The sequence below is a fragment of the Empedobacter stercoris genome (assembly GCF_020281205.1).
GTDB lineage: Bacteria > Bacteroidota > Bacteroidia > Flavobacteriales > Weeksellaceae > Empedobacter > Empedobacter stercoris.
Window position 1 is genome coordinate 19,423 of record NZ_JACXZC010000002.1, and the last position, 23,430, is coordinate 42,852.

General features: G+C 34.1%; 22 protein-coding genes and 1 tRNA gene. 19 read left to right on the forward strand and 4 right to left on the reverse strand.

Going from position 1 to position 23,430, the window contains the following annotated elements:
* Positions 1–14: 14 nt before the first annotated feature.
* From IF125_RS01150 to IF125_RS01225, 16 genes are all read left to right on the forward strand, one after another.
* Positions 15–85, forward strand: a tRNA-Trp gene (locus IF125_RS01150).
* 15 nt (positions 86–100) lie between these two features.
* Positions 101–289, forward strand: coding sequence for a preprotein translocase subunit SecE (secE, locus tag IF125_RS01155; RefSeq protein ID WP_171622821.1), 189 nt, complete (start codon positions 101–103; stop codon positions 287–289).
* A gap of 32 nt (positions 290–321) precedes the next feature.
* Complete coding sequence (gene nusG, locus IF125_RS01160) at positions 322–870, forward strand: transcription termination/antitermination protein NusG (RefSeq protein ID WP_171622820.1); 549 nt, start codon at positions 322–324, stop codon at positions 868–870.
* A gap of 70 nt (positions 871–940) precedes the next feature.
* Positions 941–1,381 carry a 50S ribosomal protein L11 gene (gene rplK, locus IF125_RS01165; RefSeq protein ID WP_019974310.1) on the forward strand — a complete coding sequence of 147 codons (441 nt, stop codon included), beginning with the start codon at positions 941–943 and terminating at the stop codon, positions 1,379–1,381.
* A gap of 17 nt (positions 1,382–1,398) precedes the next feature.
* Positions 1,399–2,094, forward strand: a complete 696-nt coding sequence (gene rplA / locus IF125_RS01170) for a 50S ribosomal protein L1 (protein WP_171622818.1) — start codon at positions 1,399–1,401, stop codon at positions 2,092–2,094.
* Positions 2,095–2,112: 18 nt separating this feature from the next.
* A complete protein-coding gene (rplJ, locus tag IF125_RS01175; RefSeq protein ID WP_171622862.1) occupies positions 2,113–2,625 on the forward strand; it encodes a 50S ribosomal protein L10 in 513 nt (170 codons plus the stop codon).
* Positions 2,626–2,670: 45 nt separating this feature from the next.
* Positions 2,671–3,036: a 50S ribosomal protein L7/L12 gene (gene rplL, locus IF125_RS01180; RefSeq protein ID WP_171622817.1), complete on the forward strand. Its 366-nt coding sequence runs from the start codon at positions 2,671–2,673 to the stop codon at positions 3,034–3,036.
* Positions 3,037–3,138: 102 nt separating this feature from the next.
* A complete protein-coding gene (gene rpoB, locus IF125_RS01185; protein ID WP_171622816.1) occupies positions 3,139–6,981 on the forward strand; it encodes a DNA-directed RNA polymerase subunit beta in 3,843 nt (1,280 codons plus the stop codon).
* A 62-nt stretch (positions 6,982–7,043) separates the two neighbouring features.
* Positions 7,044–11,321, forward strand: coding sequence for a DNA-directed RNA polymerase subunit beta' (rpoC, locus tag IF125_RS01190; RefSeq protein ID WP_225541238.1), 4,278 nt, complete (start codon positions 7,044–7,046; stop codon positions 11,319–11,321).
* Positions 11,321–11,614, forward strand: a complete 294-nt coding sequence (locus IF125_RS01195) for a DUF3467 domain-containing protein (RefSeq protein ID WP_171622814.1) — start codon at positions 11,321–11,323, stop codon at positions 11,612–11,614. The genes rpoC and IF125_RS01195 overlap by 1 nt, the downstream gene beginning before the upstream one ends.
* A gap of 234 nt (positions 11,615–11,848) precedes the next feature.
* Positions 11,849–13,156 carry a dihydrolipoamide acetyltransferase family protein gene (locus tag IF125_RS01200; protein WP_171622813.1) on the forward strand — a complete coding sequence of 436 codons (1,308 nt, stop codon included), beginning with the start codon at positions 11,849–11,851 and terminating at the stop codon, positions 13,154–13,156.
* Between the two features lie 439 nt (positions 13,157–13,595).
* On the forward strand, positions 13,596–13,802 hold the full coding sequence (locus IF125_RS01205) for a hypothetical protein (protein ID WP_225541239.1): 207 nt from the start codon (positions 13,596–13,598) through the stop codon (positions 13,800–13,802).
* A 379-nt stretch (positions 13,803–14,181) separates the two neighbouring features.
* Positions 14,182–14,454, forward strand: coding sequence for a helix-turn-helix domain-containing protein (locus IF125_RS14295; RefSeq protein ID WP_225541240.1), 273 nt, complete (start codon positions 14,182–14,184; stop codon positions 14,452–14,454).
* Complete coding sequence (locus IF125_RS01215) at positions 14,444–14,611, forward strand: hypothetical protein (protein ID WP_225541241.1); 168 nt, start codon at positions 14,444–14,446, stop codon at positions 14,609–14,611. The genes IF125_RS14295 and IF125_RS01215 overlap by 11 nt, the downstream gene beginning before the upstream one ends.
* Positions 14,604–14,912, forward strand: coding sequence for a hypothetical protein (locus IF125_RS01220; RefSeq protein ID WP_225541242.1), 309 nt, complete (start codon positions 14,604–14,606; stop codon positions 14,910–14,912). Before IF125_RS01215 ends, IF125_RS01220 begins: the two co-directional genes overlap by 8 nt.
* A 126-nt stretch (positions 14,913–15,038) precedes the next feature.
* On the forward strand, positions 15,039–15,392 hold the full coding sequence (locus tag IF125_RS01225; RefSeq protein ID WP_225541243.1) for a hypothetical protein: 354 nt from the start codon (positions 15,039–15,041) through the stop codon (positions 15,390–15,392).
* Between the two features lie 281 nt (positions 15,393–15,673).
* Here the strand turns inward: IF125_RS01225 and IF125_RS01230 are convergent, their stop codons facing one another.
* Positions 15,674–15,922: a DUF3575 domain-containing protein gene (locus IF125_RS01230; protein WP_225541244.1), complete on the reverse strand. Its 249-nt coding sequence runs from the start codon at positions 15,920–15,922 to the stop codon at positions 15,674–15,676.
* Between the two features lie 97 nt (positions 15,923–16,019).
* On the opposite strand from IF125_RS01230, the gene IF125_RS01235 reads away from it, so the two are divergent.
* Entirely contained in the window at positions 16,020–16,535 is a 516-nt protein-coding gene (locus IF125_RS01235) for a hypothetical protein (protein ID WP_225541245.1), read from the forward strand.
* Here the strand turns inward: IF125_RS01235 and IF125_RS01240 are convergent.
* A complete protein-coding gene (locus IF125_RS01240; protein ID WP_171623859.1) occupies positions 16,507–16,989 on the reverse strand; it encodes a hypothetical protein in 483 nt (160 codons plus the stop codon). The two genes, IF125_RS01235 and IF125_RS01240, sit on opposite strands and share 29 nt — an antisense overlap.
* 126 nt (positions 16,990–17,115) lie before the next feature.
* Positions 17,116–18,633: a Do family serine endopeptidase gene (locus tag IF125_RS01245; protein WP_225541246.1), complete on the reverse strand. Its 1,518-nt coding sequence runs from the start codon at positions 18,631–18,633 to the stop codon at positions 17,116–17,118.
* Between the two features lie 163 nt (positions 18,634–18,796).
* Between IF125_RS01245 and dapF the strand changes: the two genes are divergently transcribed.
* Together dapF and mltG are read left to right on the forward strand one after the other, a co-directional pair.
* The gene (dapF, locus tag IF125_RS01250; protein WP_225541247.1) at positions 18,797–19,573 is read left to right on the forward strand and encodes a diaminopimelate epimerase; all 777 of its coding nucleotides are present in this window, start codon (positions 18,797–18,799) and stop codon (positions 19,571–19,573) included.
* A 9-nt stretch (positions 19,574–19,582) separates the two neighbouring features.
* A complete protein-coding gene (gene mltG, locus IF125_RS01255) occupies positions 19,583–20,605 on the forward strand; it encodes an endolytic transglycosylase MltG (RefSeq protein ID WP_225541248.1) in 1,023 nt (340 codons plus the stop codon).
* A gap of 112 nt (positions 20,606–20,717) precedes the next feature.
* On the opposite strand, the gene IF125_RS01260 is transcribed toward mltG, so the two are convergent.
* The gene (locus IF125_RS01260; protein WP_225541249.1) at positions 20,718–23,405 is read right to left on the reverse strand and encodes a TonB-dependent receptor; all 2,688 of its coding nucleotides are present in this window, start codon (positions 23,403–23,405) and stop codon (positions 20,718–20,720) included.
* Between the last annotated feature and the right edge of the window lie 25 nt (positions 23,406–23,430).

Below are 23,430 nucleotides of genomic sequence, written 5' to 3' on the forward strand. Positions count from 1 at the left end.
ACTCTTTTTATTCTACGGGCATAGTTCAATGGTAGAATAGCGGTCTCCAAAACCGTTGATCAGGGTTCGAATCCTTGTGCCCGTGCTAAATGAAAACGATATGAAAATCGTACAATATGTAAAAGAATCCTTTGTAGAGTTTAAAGAACATGTAACATGGCCATCTTTTTCTGATTTACAAAGAGACACTATTATTGTTGCAATAGCTACAGTTCTGTTAGCTATATTTTTATATGCGGTAGATACATTATTCACACAAGTGCTTAACTTTATCTACGGCGCTTTTTAGTTTATATAATATCCCGTTTAGTAATTAGAATCATGAGTGAAAAGAAATGGTATGTAATCAAGACTGTAGCTGGACAAGAGCTGAAAGTTAAAGATTATATTGAAAGAGAAATTCAGTACCAAAATTTGAATGATTATGTAGGACAAATTGTTGTTCCTATGGAAAAAGTGATTCAAATCCGCAACGGTAAAAAATATCAAAAGGAAAAAGTACATTTTCCTGGCTACATCATGATAGAAGCTGAGCTTGTGGGAGAAATACCTCACATGGTAAAGAATACATCTGGTGTAATTAGCTTTTTGAGTGCAACCAAAGGAGGTGATCCTGTACCAATGAGACAATCGGAAGTTAACCGAATGTTAGGTAAAGTTGACGAATTAGCAGAAAATGTTGATACAAATCTTGGAGTAACTTACATTGTAGGTGAAAATGTAAAAGTAATCGACGGACCATTCAATGGCTTCAACGGAACGGTTGAGAAAATCATTGAAGACAAACGCAAACTTGAAGTGATGGTTTTAATCTTCGGACGTAAAACACCACTTGAGTTAAGTTTTAACCAAGTTGAAAAGATTGCATAATCAATCAACAAATTAAAAGTAGAAAATTTAGGCTGCTTCCACATAACGCTTAATTTTAAGAATTAAAAAAATGGCAAAAAAAATTGAAAAAGTTGTAAAACTTCAAGTTAAAGGAGGACAAGCAAATCCTTCGCCACCAGTAGGGCCGGCTTTAGGTGCTGCAGGTGTTAACATCATGGAGTTTTGTAAACAATTTAATGGACGTACACAAGAAAAACAAGGTGCAGTGTTACCAGTTGTTATTACGGTGTATCAAGACAAATCATTTGATTTCGTAATTAAAACTCCACCAGCTGCTGTTCAGTTAATGGAAGCTGCGAAATTGAAAAAAGCATCAGGTGTGCCAAACCGTCAAAAAGTTGGTACTGTTACTTGGGATCAAGTGAGAGCTATTGCTGAAGACAAGTTAGCGGACATGAACTGTTTTACTGTTGAATCTGCTATGAAAATGGTTGCTGGAACTGCACGTTCTATGGGTATAACTGTAAAAGGTGGGCAAGCTCCAGAATAATTAAAACATTTTAGGAAATGGCAAAGTTAACAAAAAAACAAAAAGAGGTATTAGCTAAAGTAGAAAAAAACAAACTTTACTCTATTGATGAAGCATCATCATTAGTAAAGGAGGTTAACTACGCAAAGTTTGATGCTTCTGTAGATATAGCAGTTCGTTTAGGTGTAGACCCTAAGAAAGCTAACCAAATGGTTCGTGGTGTAGTTTCATTACCACACGGAACAGGTAAAGATGTAAAAGTATTAGCATTAGTTACTCCAGATAAAGAAGCAGAAGCTAAAGCAGCAGGTGCTGATTATGTAGGATTAGACGAATACTTACAAAAAATTAAAGATGGTTGGACAGATGTAGACGTGATCGTTACTATGCCAGCTGTTATGGGTAAATTAGGACCATTAGGACGTGTTTTAGGACCTCGTGGATTAATGCCTAACCCAAAGTCAGGTACTGTAACTTTAGAAGTTGGTAAAGCCGTTTCTGAAGTAAAAGCAGGTAAAATCGACTTCAAAGTAGACCGTTACGGAATCATCCACGCTGCAGTTGGTAAAGTATCTTTTGATGCTGATAAAATTAAAGACAATGCGAATGAATTAATTCAAACTTTAATTAAATTAAAACCAACAGCTGCTAAAGGAGTATATGTAAGAAGCATCACGCTTTCTACAACTCAATCTGTAGGTGTATCAGTAGATCCAAAAAGTGTAAACGCTTAAAATTAGTAGATTATGGCAATGACAAAACAAGATAAAGCAAATATGATAGATGAATTGCAAGCTGTATTAGCAGAAGCAAAAATCATCTACTTAGCAGATATCGACGGATTAAACGCTGTTAATACTACTGAATTAAGAAGAGCTTGCTTCAAAAGCAATGTATCTTTACGCGTAGTAAAAAACACTTTATTAAAGAAAGCGATGGAGAACATCGAAGACAAAAACTTCGAAGAACTTTACGGATCTTTAAAAGGAAATACAGCATTAATGACTGCTGAAGTTGGTAATGCACCAGCTAAAGTAATTGATGTTTTCAGAAAAAAATCTGAAAAGCCTATTTTAAAAGGAGCTTGGATTGAAGATAATACTTGGGTTGGTGATGACAAATTACCACAATTAGTAGCATTGAAATCTCGCGAAGAATTAATCGCAGATATCGTTATGTTACTTCAATCTCCTATCAAAACTGTTGTTTCTCAATTAGAGAACAAAGAAGCTGCGAAAGCAGAAGAAGGAGCTTCAGAAGAATAAGACACACTCATATTAAATAAAGTTTAAAAAACAAAAAGCATTAAAATGGCAGATTTAAAAAAATTAGCTGAAGAGTTAGTAAACTTAACAGTATTAGAAGTTAACGAATTATCTACAATCTTAAAAGACGAGTACGGAATCGAACCAGCTGCTGCTGCAGTTGTTGTTGCTGCTGGTGGAGCTGAAGCTGCAGAAGAGCAAACAGAATTCGACGTAATCTTAAAAGAAGCAGGTGCATCTAAATTAGCAGTTGTTAAATTAGTTAAAGAATTAACTGGAAAAGGATTAAAAGAAGCTAAAGATTTAGTAGATTCAACTCCAGCTACAGTTAAAGAAGCAGTTTCTAAAGATGAAGCTGAAGCTTTAAAGAAACAGCTAGAAGAAGCTGGTGCAGTAGTAGAATTGAAGTAATTTTTATTACTCAAAAATATAGGTTTGGACCTAACACAGGACGTGTTAGGTCTAAACCTTTTTACGCATAAAGTCATTATATAAACCAAAATTCATTCGAAATTGGCCACTAAAGCAACATTAAGCAACTCGACTGAGAAAAAAGAAAGATTGAACTTCTCTTCTGCAAAAGCAGTCGCTCAGTTCCCAGATTTCCTTGACATTCAGATCAAATCGTTTGAAGATTTTTTCCAGTTGGAAACAAGACCTGACCAACGAAAAAATGAAGGTCTTTACCGAACATTTGCTGAGAATTTTCCAATTACGGATACTCGCAATCAGTTTGTTTTAGAATTCTTAGATTATTTCGTAGATCCACCACGTTACACAATTGATGAGTGTATCGAAAGAGGGTTAACGTACAGTGTACCTTTGAAAGCTCGTCTTAAATTGTACTGTACGGACGAAGAACACGAAGATTTCGAAACTGTTGTGCAAGACGTTTATTTAGGAACAATTCCTTATATGTCACCTTCAGGATCATTCATTATCAATGGTGCAGAACGTGTTATTGTATCTCAATTACACCGTTCTCCTGGGGTATTCTTTGGACAATCTTTCCATGCGAATGGTACAAAATTGTACTCATCTCGTATTATTCCTTTCAAAGGATCTTGGATTGAGTTCGCAACAGACATCAACAGCGTAATGTACGCTTACATCGATCGTAAGAAAAAGTTACCATTAACTACTTTATTACGTGCAATCGGATACGAAAGAGATAAAGATATCTTAGAAATTTTCGACTTAGCAGAAGAAGTAAAAGTTAATAAAGCTAATTTAAAGAAAGTTGTAGGTCGTAAACTTGCTGCACGTGTATTAAACACATGGCACGAGGATTTCGTAGATGAAGATACAGGAGAAGTTGTATCTATCGAGCGTAATGAAATTATCTTAGACCGTGAAACAATCTTAGAAAAAGATCACATCGATCAAATCGTAGATTCTGGTGTTAAGACAATCTTATTACACAAAGAAGATATCAATTCTGCTGATTATGGAATTATCCATAATACTTTACAAAAAGACCCTACGAATACTGAAAAAGAAGCCGTAGAGTATATCTATAGACAATTACGTAACGCTGAGCCACCAGATGAGGAGACAGCAAGAGGAATTATTGATAAATTATTCTTCTCTGATCAACGTTATTCATTAGGTGAAGTAGGTCGTTACAGATTAAATAAAAAATTAGGTTTAGCTATTAGCGAGGATATACAAGTATTGACTCGTGAAGATATCATTTCGATTATTAAATACTTAATCGAATTAATCAACTCTAAAGCAGAGGTGGATGATATTGACCACTTATCTAACCGTCGTGTAAGAACGGTTGGTGAGCAAATGGCAAGCCAATTCGGAGTAGGTTTAGCTCGTATGGCTAGAACTATCCGTGAAAGAATGAATGTTCGTGACAACGAGGTGTTTACACCTATCGACTTGATTAATGCTAAAACATTATCATCTGTTATCAACTCATTCTTCGGAACGAATCAGTTATCTCAGTTCATGGACCAAACAAATCCATTATCAGAGATTACACACAAACGTCGTTTATCAGCATTAGGACCTGGAGGTTTATCAAGAGAAAGAGCGGGATTCGAGGTACGTGACGTACACCACACTCATTACGGACGTTTATGTCCAATTGAAACTCCTGAGGGACCAAACATTGGTTTGATTTCGTCATTATGTGTATTCGCTAAAGTTAATAACTTAGGATTCATCGAAACACCGTACAGAAAGGTAGAAGAAGGAAAAGTGGACGTCGAATCAGCACCTATCTACTTAACTGCGGAAGAGGAAGAATCTAAAGTAATTGCTCAAGCCAATATCGACATGGCAGACGATGGTACTATTGCTACTGAACGTGTAACAGCTCGTGAAGACGGAGATTTCCCTGTGGTAACTCCATCAGAAGTAGACTTAATCGACGTTGCACCTAACCAGATTGCTTCTATCTCAGCATCATTAATTCCTTTCTTGGAGCATGATGACGCCAACCGTGCGTTAATGGGATCGAACATGATGCGTCAGGCAGTTCCATTATTAAAACCTCAAGCACCAATTGTAGGTACTGGATTAGAAAAACAAGTTGCAAAAGATTCTAGAATCTTAGTTAATGCAGAACGTGAAGGTACAGTAACTTATGTTGATGCTGACATTATAACAATTAAATATGATCGCTCAGAAGACGAAGAATTAGTAAGCTTCGATACCGCTGAGAAAACATATAATTTAACAAAATTCAGAAAAACCAATCAAGGAACTACAATTACGTTGAAACCAATTGTAAAAGTTGGTGATCGTGTAGAGAAAGGACAAGTTTTATCTGAAGGTTATGCAACAGAAGGAGGAGAATTAGCAATTGGTCGAAACATGGTTGTTGCCTTTATGCCTTGGCAAGGGTACAACTTCGAGGATGCCATTGTAATTTCTGAGAAAGCTGTTCGTGAAGACTGGTTCACATCTATCCACATCGATGAGTATTCATTAGATGTACGTGATACTAAATTAGGTATGGAAGAATTAACTTCTGATATTCCTAACGTTTCGGAAGAGGCTACAAAAGACTTAGACGAAAACGGTATGATCCGTATCGGAGCAGAAGTAAAACCTGGTGATATCTTGATTGGTAAGATTACTCCAAAAGGAGAATCTGATCCAACTCCAGAAGAAAAACTATTACGTGCAATTTTTGGTGACAAAGCTGGTGATGTAAAAGATGCTTCTCTTAAAGCTTCTCCATCATTACGTGGTGTTGTAATCAATAAAAAATTATTCTCACGTAGTATTAAGGATAAACGTAAACGTTCTCAAGACAAGGCTATCATTGATAGTGTAGAAGCTGAGTACGATGTTAAATTCAATGAATTAAGAGAGATTTTATTAGAGAAATTATACGTTTTATTAAACGGAAAAACATCTCAAGGTATTTACAACGACTTGAACGAAGAAGTGATCAAGAAAGGTGTAAAATACACACAAAAAATCTTATCTAACGTTGAAGATTTCTTAAATTTAACTGGATTAGAATCTCTTTGGACAACAGACGAGGATAAGAACGAATTAGTAAAAGAGTTGATACATAATTATAAAATTAAGTACAACGACTTACAAGGAGCGCTTAACCGTGAAAGATTTACAATCTCAGTTGGAGATGAGTTACCTGCAGGTATCGTAAAATTAGCGAAAATCTATATTGCGAAAAAACGTAAACTAAGAGTAGGGGATAAAATGGCTGGACGCCACGGTAACAAAGGTATTGTTGCACGTATCGTTCGCGACGAAGATATGCCTTTCTTAGAAGACGGAACACCAGTAAATATCGTACTTAATCCACTTGGGGTACCATCTCGTATGAATATCGGTCAGATTTATGAAACGGTATTAGGATGGGCTGGATTAAAAATGGGACAAAAATTTGCAACTCCTATTTTCGACGGTGCTGAAATTGATGACATCGATCGTATTACAGAAGAAGCAGGTATTCCTAAACACGGTACAACTTATTTATATGATGGTAATACTGGAGAGCGTTTTGATCAAAAAGCTACTGTAGGGGTGATTTACATGTTAAAATTAGGACACATGGTTGACGACAAAATGCACGCGCGTTCTATCGGACCATACTCTTTAATTACTCAACAACCATTAGGAGGTAAAGCACAATTCGGTGGACAACGTTTCGGAGAGATGGAGGTTTGGGCATTAGAAGCATTCGGTGCATCTAATATCTTACGCGAAATCTTAACAGTTAAGTCGGATGACGTAATTGGACGTGCGAAAACTTACGAAGCAATCGTAAAAGGAGAGCCAATGCCAGAACCTGGTATTCCAGAATCATTTAACGTATTGTTACATGAATTACAAGGTCTTGGATTAGACATAAACTTGGAAGAATAATAGGGCAACCTATTATTCTACCTTTTTCGTTATAATAATATAATTGTTAGATACATTTCTATATGTCAACAAAAAATAAAACAAGTCAATTCTCAAAAATCCGTATCGGGTTAGCTTCTCCAGAATCGATTCTACAAGAATCTAAAGGTGAAGTTTTAAAACCTGAAACGATTAACTATAGAACGCACAAACCAGAGCGTGACGGGTTATTCTGTGAGCGTATCTTTGGACCTGTAAAAGATTACGAATGTGCCTGCGGAAAATATAAAAGAATCCGTTATAAAGGTATCGTTTGTGACCGTTGTGGGGTTGAAGTTACTGAAAAGAAAGTTCGTCGTGAGCGTATTGGACACATCAACCTTGTTGTGCCAATTGCACATATTTGGTATTTCCGTTCATTACCAAACAAAATTGGTTACATCTTAGGATTACCATCTAAGAAATTAGATATGGTAATTTACTACGAAAGATATGTCGTAATTCAACCAGGTATCGCAAAAGGACCAGAAGGGGAAGAATTAAATAGATTAGATTTCTTATCAGAAGAAGAGTATTTAGATATTTTAGAAACTCTTCCAATCGAGAATCAATATTTAGAAGATTCAGATCCTAATAAATTCGTTGCGAAAATGGGTGCTGAAGCATTAGAAGACCTATTATCTCGTATCAATTTAGATGAATTATCTTACGAATTAAGACACAAAGCACATAACGAAACATCTAAACAACGTCGTACAGAAGCGTTAAAACGTTTACAAGTTGTTGAAGCGTTACGTGAGTCAAATATGCACCACGTCAATCGTCCTGAATGGATGGTAATGCGCGTTATTCCGGTTATTCCACCAGAATTACGTCCATTAGTTCCATTAGATGGTGGTCGTTTTGCAACATCAGATTTAAATGATTTATACCGTCGTGTAATTATCCGTAACAATCGTTTGAAACGATTAATGGAGATTAAAGCGCCAGAAGTAATTTTACGTAACGAAAAACGTATGTTACAAGAAGCGGTTGATTCATTATTCGATAATACGCGTAAAGCATCTGCTGTTAAAGCTGATGGTAACCGTCCATTAAAATCATTATCTGATTCATTAAAAGGTAAACAAGGTCGTTTCCGTCAAAACTTATTAGGTAAACGTGTGGATTATTCTGCTCGTTCTGTAATTGTTGTTGGACCAACACTAAAATTACACGAATGTGGTTTACCAAAAGATATGGCTGCTGAATTATACAAACCATTCGTAGTTCGTAAATTAATCGAACGTGGTATTGTAAAAACAGTTAAATCGGCTAAGAAAATTATCGATAGAAAAGAGCCAGTTGTTTGGGATATTTTAGAAAATGTAATCAAAGGACACCCAGTTTTATTAAACCGTGCCCCTACGTTACACCGTTTAGGTATCCAAGCATTCCAACCGAAATTAATTGAGGGTAAAGCAATTCGTTTACACCCATTAGTGTGTACTGCCTTCAATGCCGATTTCGATGGTGACCAGATGGCCGTTCACTTACCATTAGGACCAGAAGCTGTTTTAGAAGCACAATTATTAATGTTGGCTTCTCAAAATATCTTGAATCCTGCAAATGGATCTCCAATTACTGTTCCTTCTCAGGATATGGTATTGGGTCTGTACTATATGACGAAAATTCGTCGTACTGACCACCAATTTACAGTAAAAGGTGAAGGATTAACTTTCTATTCAGACGAAGAAGTTCAAATTGCATACAACGAAGGAGCTGTTGACTTAAACGCGCCAATTCGTGTAAAAGGAACTATTCGTGTAGGAGAGGAGTTAGTAGAAAATCAATTAATCGAAACTTCAGTAGGACGTGTGTTATTTAACCAAATCGTTCCAAAACAAGTAGGATTTGTAAATGAAGTATTAACGAAAAAATCGTTACGTACAATCATTAACAAAATCATCAAGATTACAGATTTCCCTACAACAGCTGCATTCTTAGATGATATGAAAGCATTAGGATACCGCAATGCCTTCGAGGGTGGTTTATCATTCTCTTTAGGTGATATCTTAATTCCAGAACAAAAGAAAGACCTTATCTCTGGTGCGATCAACCAAGTTGAGAACATTAAGATGAACTATAACATGGGTCTTATTACAAATAACGAACGTTACAACCAAGTTATTGATGTTTGGACAACAACAAACGCAACGTTAACTGAAATTGTAATGAAACGTATGACAGAAGATCAACAAGGATTTAACTCTGTATTCATGATGCTTGATTCTGGAGCACGTGGATCGAAAGAGCAAATTCGTCAGTTATCAGGTATGCGTGGATTGATGGCTAAACCTCAAAAAGCTGGTTCTACTGGTGGGGATATCATCGAAAACCCAATTATCTCTAACTTCCGTGAAGGTCTGTCTATCTTAGAGTACTTTATTTCTTCGCACGGTGCGCGTAAAGGTCTTGCCGATACTGCCTTAAAAACTGCCGATGCTGGATACTTGACTCGTCGTTTGGTTGACGTTGCGCAAGACGTTATCGTTATGCACGAAGACTGTGGTACATTAAGAGGTTTAGAAATTTCAGCACTTAAGAAAAAAGAAGAAATTATCGAAAGTCTTTCTTCTCGTGTATTAGGTCGTACTTCGTTAAATGATATTTATAATCCAGATAACGGTGAGTTAATCATTGCTGCTGGTCATATTATCACAGAAGATATCGGTGAAGTTTTAGAAGCTGCTGGTATCGAAAACGTAGAAGTTCGTTCTCCATTAACATGTGAAGCAAAAACTGGAATTTGTGCGAAATGTTACGGACGTAACTTAGCAACAGGTAAAGAAGTTCAAAAAGGTGAATCTGTAGGTGTAGTTGCTGCACAATCTATTGGTGAGCCTGGTACACAGTTAACATTACGTACGTTCCACGTGGGAGGTACTGCTGGTAACGTTTCTGAACAAAATACAATTAATGCAAAAGTTGATGGTACTGTTGAGTTTGATGACTTACGTTTAGTGCAATCTACTGATGATGCAGGAAACCTTGTAGATACAGTTGTTTCTCGTTCTACAGAGATGAAAGTTATTGACGATTTAGGAAACGTTCGCCAACAAACTAACATCGCTTACGGTACAGTTTTATCAGTGAAAAATGGAGCTAAAGTTCAAAAAGGTCAAGAGATTGCAAGCTGGGACCCTTATAACGGGGTAATCATCGCAGAATCTACTGGTAAAATCGAGTATGAACAATTAGAACAAGGGGTAACCTTCCAAATTGAAATCGATGAGCAAACTGGATTCCAAGAAAAAGTTATTTCTGAATCACGTAATAAAAAATTGGTTCCAGCGTTAAGAGTTATCACAATTGATGGTGAAGAAAAAACATACAACTTACCAGTAGGTGCACACATAATGGTAAATGATGGAGAAAAAATTAATGCAGGTAAAATCTTAGTTAAGATCCCTCGTAAGTCGGCTAAATCTGGCGATATTACAGGAGGTTTACCTCGTATTACAGAGTTGTTAGAAGCTCGTAACCCATCTAACCCATCAGTTGTTTGTGAAATGGATGGAGTTGTATCTTTCGGTAAAATTAAACGTGGTAACCGCGAAATCATCGTTGAATCTAAAAATGGTGAAATCCGTCGTTACTTAGTTAAATTATCTGCTCAAATCTTAGTTCAAGAAAATGACTTCGTACGTGCAGGTGAGCCTTTATCAGATGGAGCAATTACACCAGAAGATATTTTAAGAATCTTAGGACCAACAGCGGTTCAAGAATACTTAGTAAACGAGATTCAAGATGTGTACCGTTTACAAGGGGTGAAAATTGATGACAAACACTTCGAGATTATCGTACGCCAAATGTTACGTAAAGTTCGTATTGTTGATTCAGGAGACACAAGATTCTTAGAAGATAGTTTAGAGCATAAAGACGATTTCATGGAAGAAAACGATCGCTTATTTGGAATGAAAGTCGTAGAAGATGCAGGAGATTCTGATACATTAAAACCAGGTCAAATCATCTCAGTTCGTGATCTACGTGATGAAAACTCTAAATTAAAACGTGAAGATAAAAACTTAGTAATAGCACGTGAAGCTTTACCTGCAACAGCAGAAGCAGTTTTACAAGGTATTACAAGAGCATCTTTACAAACTAAATCTTTCATGTCTGCGGCATCGTTCCAGGAAACAACAAAAGTTCTTAACGAAGCAGCTGTAGCTGGTAAAGTAGACGGTTTAGTAGGATTGAAAGAAAACGTTATCGTTGGACACTTAATTCCTGCAGGAACTGGATTAAAAGAGTATCAAAACATTATCGTAGGATCTAACCGTGAATACGAGGAATTAATAAACGCAAAACAAGAATTATAATGTCAGAAAATCAACAAAACGAAGGATTAAACATTGAGTTAAACGAATTAGTAGCTCAAGGTGTTTATGCTACAGGAGCAATCATCAACCACTCACCATCTGAGTTCGTTGTAGATTTTGTTCAGTTTTTACCAGGTGCTAGACCATCAGTAAAATCAAGAATTATCTTGTCTCCATTACAAGCAAAACAATTATCTCAATCGTTAGCAGAAAACGTTTCAAACTTTGAGAAAAACTTTGGTGAAATCAAAGAACCTCAAGTAAACAACGGTACTGCAACTTACGAAGCTTAAGAATTATTCTTAATATTTCAAAAATCCCTCAATCGTAGATTGGGGGATTTTTTTGTTTAATCAAAACTATCAGATTGATAATATTAACTTCATTAATTCTTTCAGATTTATTAAATTAATAATATTTATAAATATATTTACGAATAATCTAAAACAGATAGGGGTTAAAGTTTTTTTCTCTATTTTTTAAAATCGAAAAAATGTTTAGATTTGTAAGAAGCAAATACACAAAGCATGTCTGACTATAAATTAATTCTACCTTCGATGGGAGAAGGTGTAATGGAAGCTACTGTTACCAATTGGATCAAAAATATTGGTGATGCAATTGCCGAAGATGAATCGGTTGTAGAAATTGCAACTGACAAAGTAGATTCTGATGTTCCTTCACCAGTTGCAGGAGTTTTAAAAGAAATCTTGGTTCCAGTAGATGGAATTGCAAAAGTAGGTGAGCCAATCGCAATTTTATCTGTAGATGGAGTTGTAGAGCAAACCGAAGAAGCAGAAGAAGTTGATACAAACAGTGATCAAGAAATTGCAGATACTGCAAAAACAATCGAAGCTGAAGTTGCAACAATTAAATCTGAAACGATTATTACATCGTCTGATGATAAATTTTATTCACCTTTAGTAAAGTCTATTGCAAAAGAAGAAGGAGTTTCTCAAACAGAATTGGATCAAATTTTAGGTTCAGGAAAAGATGGACGTGTAACGAAAGATGATATTTTAAATTTCGTTAAAAATAGAGGAACTCAATCAGTAAATACTACTGTCACTGCTCCAGTTACTCAGCCTCAAGCACCACAAATACAAGCTGCACCAATTTCTGTTGGTGAAGGTGATGAAATCATCGAAATGGATAGAATGCGTAAGATTATTGCGCAAAATATGCTACAAGCAAAACAAATTGCACCTCATGTAACATCTTTCGTTGAAGTTGATATGACGAATATCGTTTTATGGAGAGATAAAAATAAGAATGAGTTTCAAAAGAAACATGGTGAGAAAATTACGTTCATGCCAATTTTTATCGAAGCTGTAGCAAAAGCTATTCAAGATTTCCCAATGATTAATGTATCTGTAGATGGAGATAAAATCATCAAAAAGAAAAATATCAACATTGGTATGGCAGCTGCTTTACCAAGCGGAAATTTAATTGTACCTGTGATCAAAAATGCAGATCAATTTAATTTAGCAGGATTAGCTTCTCAAGTAAATGATTTAGCAAACCGTGCACGTACGAATAAATTGAAACCAGTCGAAATTCAAGGTGGAACTTATACAATCACCAATATCGGTTCTTTTGGAAATACGTTAGGAACACCAATTATTCCTCAACCACAAGTCGCTATTCTTGCTGTTGGAGCAATTGTAAAGAAACCTGCAGTTATTGAAACTCCACAAGGAGATATGATTGCCATTCGTCACAAAATGTATCTATCCCATGCTTACGATCACCGTGTAGTGGATGGCGCGTTAGGCGGTATGTTTGTAAAACGTGTAGCCGAATATCTTGAAGCTTTTGATATGAATACACTTGTATAAATATTCATTTGTTAAAATAATAATTATATATCGTAAAAAACTCTGATAACATCAGAGTTTTTTTATTTTCACAATTAGGTTTAATATATAATGAGGTATAGGTTTTTTTTTTTGATTGTATCGATGTTGTCAGTGTTTGTTTTTTTACAAAATACTGAAGAAAAACAATACTTTTTACCAAGAAGCAATTCAACAAATAAAAAAGGATAATGGAAAAGTATCAAGATTTATGAATATTTAATCAATAATGTAACAAATCCAGAACATAAAATTAATTATCAATTAGATTTAATTAAACTAAAAATCTATATTTCGAAAGATGTAGAAGCAATTGATATCTTTTTTGCTATTCAAGATGAAATCGAAAGTTTAAAGAATCGAGAAATAGAAGATAAATACAATATTATTGGGGCAGATTTGGCACAATATTTAGGATTTAATGAATATTTTCAAAAAACTTCTTAAAAAGGTAAAATCAAAAGATAAAAAGTGGATTGATAGCATTCATCACAAGTTTTTAGATCTACGAACAGATTTAGCTGTGAACTCATTTCCCACATCTCCTATTCAGTCCGAAATAGATGCTTATACAACCATTGATAGTTTAAACAATACGATTAATGAGGTTGAAAAATTTATCTTTTAAAGAAACTTGAAAATTATTATCTTAAAAAAACTCACTCGAAAAATACGCTATATATAATACACAATTAACAAAACTTAATGAGCAATTAAAAGTTGAGAAAAAAGGAACAAAAAATCATCTTGTCAACAAACTATTTGAACAGAATAGAATCCGATTAGCAAAAGAAAATCGAAATATTAAGAACTTATCTTACGTTTTTAGTGCAGTTTTAGTAGGTTTATTTTTATTTATAATTTTTTATAAAAAGAAGGAGAAAATTGAAGAAACAATTACGAAACCAAATTTAATTTCGGACAAAGTTGAAAACGAAATATTAATCAAATTAGATCATTTTGAACATAACAAAGGCTATCTAAATCCTCATATTACGATTGTACTTTTGGCTAAAGAACTGGATACAAATGTCAAATATTTATCCTCGATTTTGAACAATAGTAAACAGAAAAGTTTTAATAATTACATCAACGAATTGCGAATTGAATATATTGTGAAATGTCTACAAGAAGACCATAAATTTCGTTTGTACAAAGTGAGTCATCTTGCCACTCTAAGCGGGTTTTCTTCACAAAGTAGTTTCACAACTTTTTTAAAATTGGTGACAGGAACCACTCCATCTGTATTTATCAAAAATTTGACTGACAATGAAGATTAGAATATTCTATATATTTTTTGTTTCTTTTGCTTCTGTTTTATGCGCTCAAAAAGTAGATAGCATTCGAATTGTGTATGATTACGTTTATTTTGATTCTCAAAAAGCGATTGAAATGGCAGATCAAATTATTAAAAATTCAAATGATAAAAATGATTAAAACGATTGAAGATAGAATTTCGAATGTTGGTGCAGAGATTGGCGTAACTTTAGAGGAAGTAGCTGGACAAAATGATCAAATTGTAGCTTTGGTAGGAGAGGGAGATATGGTTTCTAATTTGAGAGTATACAATTTACCAAATTTTGATTTGGTTTATGATTTTCCAGCCATGCATAATGATGATTTGTTGTCTTTAAATTTTAATCGAATTCCAGCTGAAAATAGTTACCATTATGTGATTGGTTTATCTCAATTTGAAACGGATGCAGATAAAAAATACGGTGTAGTAAAAACATTATGATTCTTCAGGGAAAGAAGTGAATAAAGTTCGTTTACCTGTTACAAATGAGTCAGAAAGATTTAGTGTGTTTTTAACAGAAACAACGTTAGATCCAAAATAGTCAATGATGATGATAAGATCGAATATGTGTACGCTTATCAAGATCGTATCAATGATGTTCAGGCAAATACTTATGCGATAGCTCAGGACGAAAATAATGTTATTGCAACATTCTCAGGACGAACAGACAAAGGAAATGTAAACAGTGCAGGTTATTTGACGAATAGAAAAGGGGAGTTTGATCGTTTATATATTTATTATGGAGGAGATTATTCTGCGACAAGTTTCTTAACAGAGTTTTACAAATTACCGATGCAAACGTTGAAGGTAAATGATATTTCGAACGCTAAACAATCAATAAAATATTTGAGTAATGTGAATCAAATCCGTATTGATTATGATTACCAAACTTATCAAGTTTATAGTGTGAATGAAATTTAATTTCTTCTGGAAATTCTGTTCAAACAATTTTTACGAACGGATGGAATAAAGGAGTTTATATCATCAAAACAATAGATAAACAAGGAAAAGCAAATACGGCTAAAATCTTAGTTTTCTAAGTTAATTAACACGAATAATGAAAAAATCCAACTAATTATTAATTGGTTTTTTTTCGTTTAAATTTATAGGTTAACATCACACCTCCTTTATATAGTAACCATTCTCCACTTTTATTGAATGATTAAGCAGAATCGTAACGACCAATTTTAGAAGCATCTTCTTTATAATATATCAAAGTAATATTTACCTTCTACAAATCCCATATACATTTGCAGATGACTTCCAGCAAAAGATTTCCATGGAGAAATAAAACCGTCTGCTTGTAAAGTAATTTTATCAGTAATTGCGTGTTCTACTCCAAGGTTAACCATCGCAAGAGGAAGGGTTAGAACATTTGCTTTGAGCTGTTTTTCAGTTTTTTGAGCAAATAATGTGGCAGGAAATAATATGCAAAAAAGTTTTTTCATCATCAAAATTGAATTCATTAGCTTGCAAAGGTAAAAAAAGTGATTTATTAAGAGGTTAATTCAAGCTTTTTTATAACTTTACTTAACATTAAATAACACTATGGCAGCGTTTATATCAATCTTAATCATTTTTTTAATTTTCGGAATTTTTGTTTCGATATTTTTTGTTATTGCCGTTTCTGATGCAAAAGTTAGAGAAAAGAACGAGTTGCATACGTTGAAAAGCTTACCCGAAGATATAGAACTGAAAGCGGTTGTGCGATATAACATTGGGCGTCCACAAGGGAAATTTCTTAAAATGAAATCCTTTCAAGGAAGTGGGGTGTTATATGTCCAAGGTGAGCAATTAATTTTTAAAGATATTTTAGGAAACGAAGATCATGTATATGATTTAAATACATGTAAATTATCTTGGGTTGAAAACAAAATTAACGGAATTACAAATGCGTTTAAGGTTGCAGATCACGAAGCGATTATATTCTTTTATATCGATAAAGGAGTTTCGATTTTTAGTACGATAGAAGAAAATGCTTCGACATCAGATTTGTACATTCGTCTGAAAGAGTTGCGCAAAAGCATTCGAAATGCTAAAAAAGTTGAGTCGGCAAATGAATAGTTAAGCCGGCTCTAAATCCGCTCATATCTTTAAAATCTTTATTCTCTCTAAACTCAAAAGAATAACCCGCATTTAATTCCACAATACTTAATACAGCAATCCCCGCTTTGGGTGTAATTGTCCACGGAGAAACTTCAGCTCGAATCACATAAAAAGCTGAACTGAAGTTTGAGCTATACGGATCAACTTGGTTGTTGCGAAAATTAAACATATATCCCGCACCAATCTCTGGTATCACACGAAATTTATCTTTCATATACCCCAAATTTGCATTTGCACTAAAGGTCAAAATATTGTTATTGTCTTGGACTAAAAATAAATCTGTTCCAACTTTTCCGTAATTTCCATTCCAATATTCGTAACCAACATTAATTGTAAAATAATCGGTTAAATTTTGTTGTGCTTTTGCCTGAAAACTACTGATAAAAATAAAGAGTGCGATGAACTTTTTCATGTGATAAAATTAATGAATAATTATTTTATAGGAAGAATATTAATCTTATAAAAAATAAATAGCTACAACAAAATATGTTGTAGCTATTTAGATTGATTTATTAAAATTTAAAATCGACTCGAAATTTTAATCCATCGTAAATCCTTTCGTATAAATACGTCCGTAATAATCTGCAAATTTAATTGAAACGCGTCCTTTATAGTTTTTCAGGATTTTTTCTATGTCTTCTTGCGAACTTACATTTTTTTCATTGATAGAAAGAATAATAAATTCATTCTGAACACCAGCTGCAGCTAATTTCCCTCCTGATTCTAAATCTTTCACCATTACACCATAATTGATTCCAAAATTATCTTTTTGACGTTCTGTTAATGGTTCAAATTGTGCTCCCAAAAGTTCAGTTGGTGTTAAGTCAGCTTTGCTTCTTACTTTTGTACTTCCTTTCGCATCTTTCAACGTAATTGTGTATGTTTTTTGTGCATTTCCACGTTTTACAGTCAATGTTACTTTATCACCAGGGCGTTTGCTACCTACGATAAAAGATAATGTAGAGAAAGATGTAATTGGTTTTCCGTCTACAGCTGTAATGATATCACCTTCTTCAATTCCAGAATCGATTGCAGATCCTTTCGAAACCAATTCAGTAACCATTACACCTTTATCAGTTTTTAAATTTTTCTTAAATTCTCTGTTGTATTGTTTTACAGCATCTTCATTTGATAAATCAAAACCTTTGATACCTAAATACCCACGCTGAACCATTCCATAAGATTTAATATCCTCCACAACTTTTTTTACCAAGTTTGCAGGAACAGCAAATCCATAACCAGAGTATGCACCTGTTGGCGAAGAAATAGCAGTGTTAATACCAATCAAATCTCCATTTGCATTCACTAAAGCCCCACCAGAGTTACCTGGGTTAATCGCGGCATCTGTTTGAATAAATGACTCGATTGGTGATTCAGAGTTTTTACCTAAAATATTAATGCTACGTCCTTTTGCTGATACAATACCAGCGGTAACAGTAGAGGTTAAACCAAATGGATTTCCTACAGCTAATACCCAATCACCGACATTAATAGCATCAGAATCTACAAACTTAGTAAATGGTAAACCTTTCTCTGTAATTTTAAGTAACGCAATATCTGTACTTGGATCGGTACCAACTAATTCGGCTGTATAGCTTTTTTGGTTATTTAGGGTTACTTCAATTTTAGATGCACCCTGAATCACGTGATTATTAGTAACAATATATCCATCTTGCGAAATAATTACACCAGACCCCATTCCAGATGGTTGATCTTGATCAGGTTGTTGTTGCTGTCTTCCTCTTTGTTGTGGTGAAGGTTGTCCAAAAAAGAAATCAAAAGGATCAAAGAATTGCTGTTGTTGTTGCTGTCTTCGATTCGAATAATTTTTAATACTTACAACGGTGTGCACAGCTTTATTAGAAGCTTCTACAAAATTAGGCGCATCGTAGCCGTAATTTCCTTTATAATCAACTAATTCGAAATCTCCATTTTTTTGTTCGTTGGCATTGGTAATAAATGGATTGTTTGTATTATCATTCATCAAATAAAAACCTCCCATAGTTGTCATAGAACTAACTAAACCAACTAATAAGTAGCCTGTATATTTTTTCATTTCTTTTTTATATAAGTTTTTAATGTTTTTGATTAAATCAAATTTAAGACCAAAATTTTAACATTTCAAACCGTTTAACGGTTGTTAACACTATATTATAAATCTTTTATAACATTAGTTAAGAGTGATAAAAATGTATTTACTTTGTTTAAAATTTAAGAAGTTGAAATTAAAATTTTATAAATACCAAGGAGCTGGGAATGATTTTGTCATGATTGATGATAGAGAAAAAACATTTCCTATTTCGACAGAACTGATTAATAGGCTGTGTGACCGTAACTTTGGGATTGGAGCTGATGGATTAATTTTGTTACAGAATGACGATCATTCAGATTTCAAAATGGTGTATTTTAATTCTGATGGAAACGAAAGCACGATGTGTGGAAATGGTGGACGTTGTATTATTCGATTTGCCAATGATTTGGACGTTGCCAATGACAAAATGACATTTAATGCAATCGATGGTTTGCATCATGGTGTAGTAGATCACGATGTTATTCGGATACAGATGATTGATGTGAATGAAGTTGAAGACCACGATGGTTATTTGTTTATGAATACAGGTTCGCCACATCACGTAGAATTTGTAAAAAATGTAAAAGACATTAACGTGTACAAAAAAGGAAAATCTATTCGCAATGGAGCTCCTTATTTTGAGCAAGGTTCTAACGTAAATTTTGTAGAAGTCATGCCAGATCATTCGCTGAGAATTAGAACGTACGAGCGAGGTGTAGAAGACGAAACCTTGGCTTGTGGTACTGGAATTACCGCTGCTGCAATTGCTGCTTATGTGAAAAATTTAGTAGACAAAAACGACATCAAAGTAAAGGCAATGGGTGGTGATTTATCGGTGAATTTTGAAGAAAATAATCATAACTTTGTCAATGTTTGGTTGAACGGACCAGCCGTAAAAGTTTTTGAAGGTGAAATTGAAATTTAATTCGATCCTATGAAAAAAATAAATTTTGTATTACTATTAATCTGTTCATTTGTACTCATAGGATGTACATTTATAGATGGTTTCAAGGGAAATGCAACAAAAGATGGTTACATCTATATTTCTCGCGGAGCTAATTTTGATCAAGTCTTAGATTCTTTAAAACCATTTTTAAAGAACGAAAAGTTGTTCAAACAATATGCTGAAGATGCAGATTATCCAGCAACCATTAAATCTGGAAAATATAAAATTTCAAGCACAGATACTAACCGTGATATTGTCGATCGTTTGCAAGGTGGAGAACAAGAAGAAGTGAAACTTCGTATCAAGAATGAACCTACAATTTATCATTTGGCAAGTTCTGTTTCGAAACAAGTTGATATGGATTCGGTTCAAGTTTTAACAGCGATTCGAGATTTTGTAAAAGAGAAAAATGATACCACGTTAAATGACGAAACGGTAAAACAATATTTTATTCCAGAAACGTATTTTGTGTATTGGGGAATTACACCAGAAAAATTTGTAGAAAAAATGGTGGCTCAACATGATAAGGTATGGAACGAAGAACGTCTTGCAAAAGCAAAAACACTTAAGCTATCACCTTTAGAAGTGACAACTTTGGCTTCAATAGTTCAGTTAGAATCATCTGATAATATGGAAGAACAACAAAAAGTGGCGCGTGCTTATATGAATCGTTTAGCGAAAGATATGCGTTTGGAAGCGGATCCAACTTCTATTTATGCTTACAAAATGGAAAATGGTTGGAATCAAAAAGTACAACGCGTGTACAAAAAATGGACATGGTCGTCGAATGCTTACAATACCTATCGCAACAAAGGTTTGCCTCCTGCGCCCATTTGTTTGCCGAATTTAGGAGCAATAGACGCGGTTTTATCACCAGCTAATCACGATTTTATTTTCTTTGCAGCTGACCCGAAAAAACCAGGTTATCATATTTTTACTGCCGATTATCAAGAACATTTGAAAAATGCAGATGTTTACCGAAAATGGTTAAAAGAGAATAATATTAAATAGTATTTAGCTAAACTTAATTTAGTTATCAACAACAAAGTAAGATCAATAGAAAATCCCTCAACAGCTTTAAAATAAGTGTTGAGGGATTTTTAATTCGTTATTATTTGATTTTTTAGAACTTATATCGAAGACTCACGATAAAATATCTGCCCAAAACATTGCGTGTTGTAGTCGATATGTAGTTATCTGTAAAGCCATTTGAAACGATAATATTGTTTCCTAATAGATTTCCACCCGTTAAAGTTAGGTACGTTTTCTTCGCAATTTTATAACGCGCAGAAGCATTCCATTCTTTTGCATCATTTAAACGTTCTCCATTACGGTATTGTAAACGATAGGAAAAATCGGACTGAATTAATAAATTATCCGTCACCGACCAAGCGGCATCTCCATAAGGACGCCAAGTTTCAAATTTTTGTTCGAACAAAGATTTGAAATTACTTAAGCTTAAATTTAATCCAGCTTTTAATTCGAATTTCTTATTGAATACAAACGAATTTTCTAAATTATACGTCTGATTAAAAGACGTATTATTAACCACTCGTTCTGTATCGTCGATTTTACTTCCTGTGTAAGTGTAATAGTCAGAATAATTTAAATTAGCTGTTCCACGCACATTGTACCATTTAGCAAAACGTTTGTAAATCATAAAATAACCTGAATACGTATCATTGTCATAATCCGAATTCAATAAGGTGTTAATCTGTGTTTGATTTTCTTGATTTAGGACAGAAGTTGTTACGATACTTTTTTCACGTTTCGAGTAGGATACATTTCCAAAAATATTGAAAAATGAAAAGGAATTAAAATGATTGAAACTTAACGAAGCGGTATGTGTTAGTGCTTGTCTTAAATCACGATTTCCTTGAAAAACACTGAAGTAACTTTGCAAAACATACGAATCGGTCAAATCTTTTGCATGCGGTAAATCGTAGGCTTGTTTATAATTTGCCGTTATAGAAGTCGCATTGTTAAACTTATAATTCAAGCGTGCGTGTGGTAAAACCTTCGTTTCATTAAACTTCTCGTTTGTCCCATCTGTGAACTTTGCATTTTCTGAAAAGAAAATCAATCCAGCACCAAGATCAGCTTGAAAATTCCCTATTTTTTTTGTCAATGTTACATCTCCAAAGGTTTCATTGTAATCAAAATTCGTATCACTTATGGTATTGAATGAAGTGATTAAGTTTTGGTAATCATACAATGAATTTTCAAAACGTTGAAAACTGAAATTTGTTCCAACCTTAAATTTAAGGTTCGCTGTATTGGTTAATAAATGATTATAAACGGTATAAAACTGAAACGTATTGACATTATATCGTTGGTCTTGATTCAAATTATATTGATCGTTAATTTTTGATAAATTCCCAAAAATAGTAAATGGTTGATTCGATGAATACAAGTTGAAATCTGGTGTTTCATTTTGGAATTGATGACGAAGATAAAAACCAATGTTATGATCACGACCAATCTTTTTGATGTACGATAAATTTTGACTTAATCTGAAATTTTCGCGATCTGTAAAGTTATTTCTAAAACCTGTTTTTTGCCCATCAAGAAAATTATCAACCGATTGTTCGTCTTCATTTTTCATGTAGTTAAAGTTCAGGTTATATTTAATCTGTCCTTTATCATTCGGATTATAGTCAAGTTTTATACGAGCCATTCCCATCAACGTATTGTTTTTGTTTCGTTGCTCATCTATCGTTGTATAAGGATTTTCTACCGTATTATAAAAACGTTCTACCGTAGAATTGTACTTGATGTTGTTCGTGTTAACTAATCCAAAACCAGAAACTTTAAGCCTTTTATTAGGCTCTACACCGTAATGTAAAGCGCCGTTATACGTACTCATTTCTGGAGCATCAGATTCTGTAGGAAATGATAAACTTGCATTTCCTCCTCTAATGGACAGTTGACTACCGTCTTCCGTAAAATTAGACATTCCACCAAAAAATGTCATGTAATCATCAAAGTCAAAAACCTTTTTTCCAAACGTATTGAAATCATGGATGGTTGTAGCATCACTTTTTTCAGAGAAATAGAAAATTTTAGCTTGCGCATCAGCGTGTTTGTCGGCATCTCCACCAATTGTAACATTTCCAAAAGCGATACGTTTCATATCTTCTTTTAGTTCGATGTTTAACGCAAATTGTTCGTCATCTTCTTGTAAGGAAGAAGCAAAAGGATTGGATTTAAACTTTGTATCCAACTGAATTTTAGAAACAGCATCAGAAGGTAAATTTTTGTTCAATAACTTTTCGTTACCACCCAATACTTCGCGACCACCAACGGTTACTTGAGACATCGGTTTACCTTTGTACATCACTTTTCCATTTACGACTTCGATTCCTGGTAATTTTTTTAGAATATCTTCTAACGTTTCTTCGTTTCCAACCTTGAAAGAATCCGCATCAAACTCGATTGTATCACCTTTTACTTTGATGGCTTGCTGCGCCTTTACAATGGTTTCTTGCAAAGAAATTTGATTTCCTTTTTTTAGCTTTAATTTTTTGTTGACGTTTTCTGTTAAGTCAACATTTTCTATGTAAGTCTCAAAACCAGCCTGTTCAATTTCAATATCATATTTTTGACCACAAGGTAGTTTGAATTCAAATTCTCCAACATTACTTGTAAAAACAAAGCCTTTACCTTCGTTATTTTGATCAAAAATAGAAACTGATGCATCGGTAACAGGAATACCATTTTCGTCTGCAACAGAACCTTTTAGTTTACATTCTTGTGCAAATGTAAATTGAGCTGCCCCAACGAGTAAGAGTGGGTAGAGTATTTTCTTCATAGAAATGTAGTGTTATTGTATACTA

Excerpts from the sequence above, each read along its gene's own strand:
- IF125_RS01200 (WP_171622813.1), top strand. The coding sequence starts at position 11,849 with ATGTCTGACTATAAATTAATTCTACCTTCGATGGGAGAAGGTGTAATG.
- IF125_RS01260 (WP_225541249.1), bottom strand. The coding sequence starts at position 23,405 with ATGAAGAAAATACTCTACCCACTCTTACTCGTTGGGGCAGCTCAATTT.
- mltG (WP_225541248.1), top strand. The coding sequence starts at position 19,583 with ATGAAAAAAATAAATTTTGTATTACTATTAATCTGTTCATTTGTACTC.
- IF125_RS01195 (WP_171622814.1), top strand. The coding sequence starts at position 11,321 with ATGTCAGAAAATCAACAAAACGAAGGATTAAACATTGAGTTAAACGAA.
- secE (WP_171622821.1), top strand. The coding sequence starts at position 101 with ATGAAAATCGTACAATATGTAAAAGAATCCTTTGTAGAGTTTAAAGAA.
- IF125_RS01215 (WP_225541241.1), top strand. The coding sequence starts at position 14,444 with ATGAAGATTAGAATATTCTATATATTTTTTGTTTCTTTTGCTTCTGTT.
- rplK (WP_019974310.1), top strand. The coding sequence starts at position 941 with ATGGCAAAAAAAATTGAAAAAGTTGTAAAACTTCAAGTTAAAGGAGGA.
- IF125_RS01240 (WP_171623859.1), bottom strand. The coding sequence starts at position 16,989 with ATGAAAAAGTTCATCGCACTCTTTATTTTTATCAGTAGTTTTCAGGCA.
- rplJ (WP_171622862.1), top strand. The coding sequence starts at position 2,113 with ATGACAAAACAAGATAAAGCAAATATGATAGATGAATTGCAAGCTGTA.
- IF125_RS01235 (WP_225541245.1), top strand. The coding sequence starts at position 16,020 with ATGGCAGCGTTTATATCAATCTTAATCATTTTTTTAATTTTCGGAATT.
- nusG (WP_171622820.1), top strand. The coding sequence starts at position 322 with ATGAGTGAAAAGAAATGGTATGTAATCAAGACTGTAGCTGGACAAGAG.
- rplL (WP_171622817.1), top strand. The coding sequence starts at position 2,671 with ATGGCAGATTTAAAAAAATTAGCTGAAGAGTTAGTAAACTTAACAGTA.
- IF125_RS01220 (WP_225541242.1), top strand. The coding sequence starts at position 14,604 with ATGATTAAAACGATTGAAGATAGAATTTCGAATGTTGGTGCAGAGATT.
- IF125_RS01205 (WP_225541239.1), top strand. The coding sequence starts at position 13,596 with ATGAATATTTTCAAAAAACTTCTTAAAAAGGTAAAATCAAAAGATAAA.
- IF125_RS01230 (WP_225541244.1), bottom strand. The coding sequence starts at position 15,922 with ATGATGAAAAAACTTTTTTGCATATTATTTCCTGCCACATTATTTGCT.
- rpoC (WP_225541238.1), top strand. The coding sequence starts at position 7,044 with ATGTCAACAAAAAATAAAACAAGTCAATTCTCAAAAATCCGTATCGGG.
- rplA (WP_171622818.1), top strand. The coding sequence starts at position 1,399 with ATGGCAAAGTTAACAAAAAAACAAAAAGAGGTATTAGCTAAAGTAGAA.
- IF125_RS01245 (WP_225541246.1), bottom strand. The coding sequence starts at position 18,633 with ATGAAAAAATATACAGGCTACTTATTAGTTGGTTTAGTTAGTTCTATG.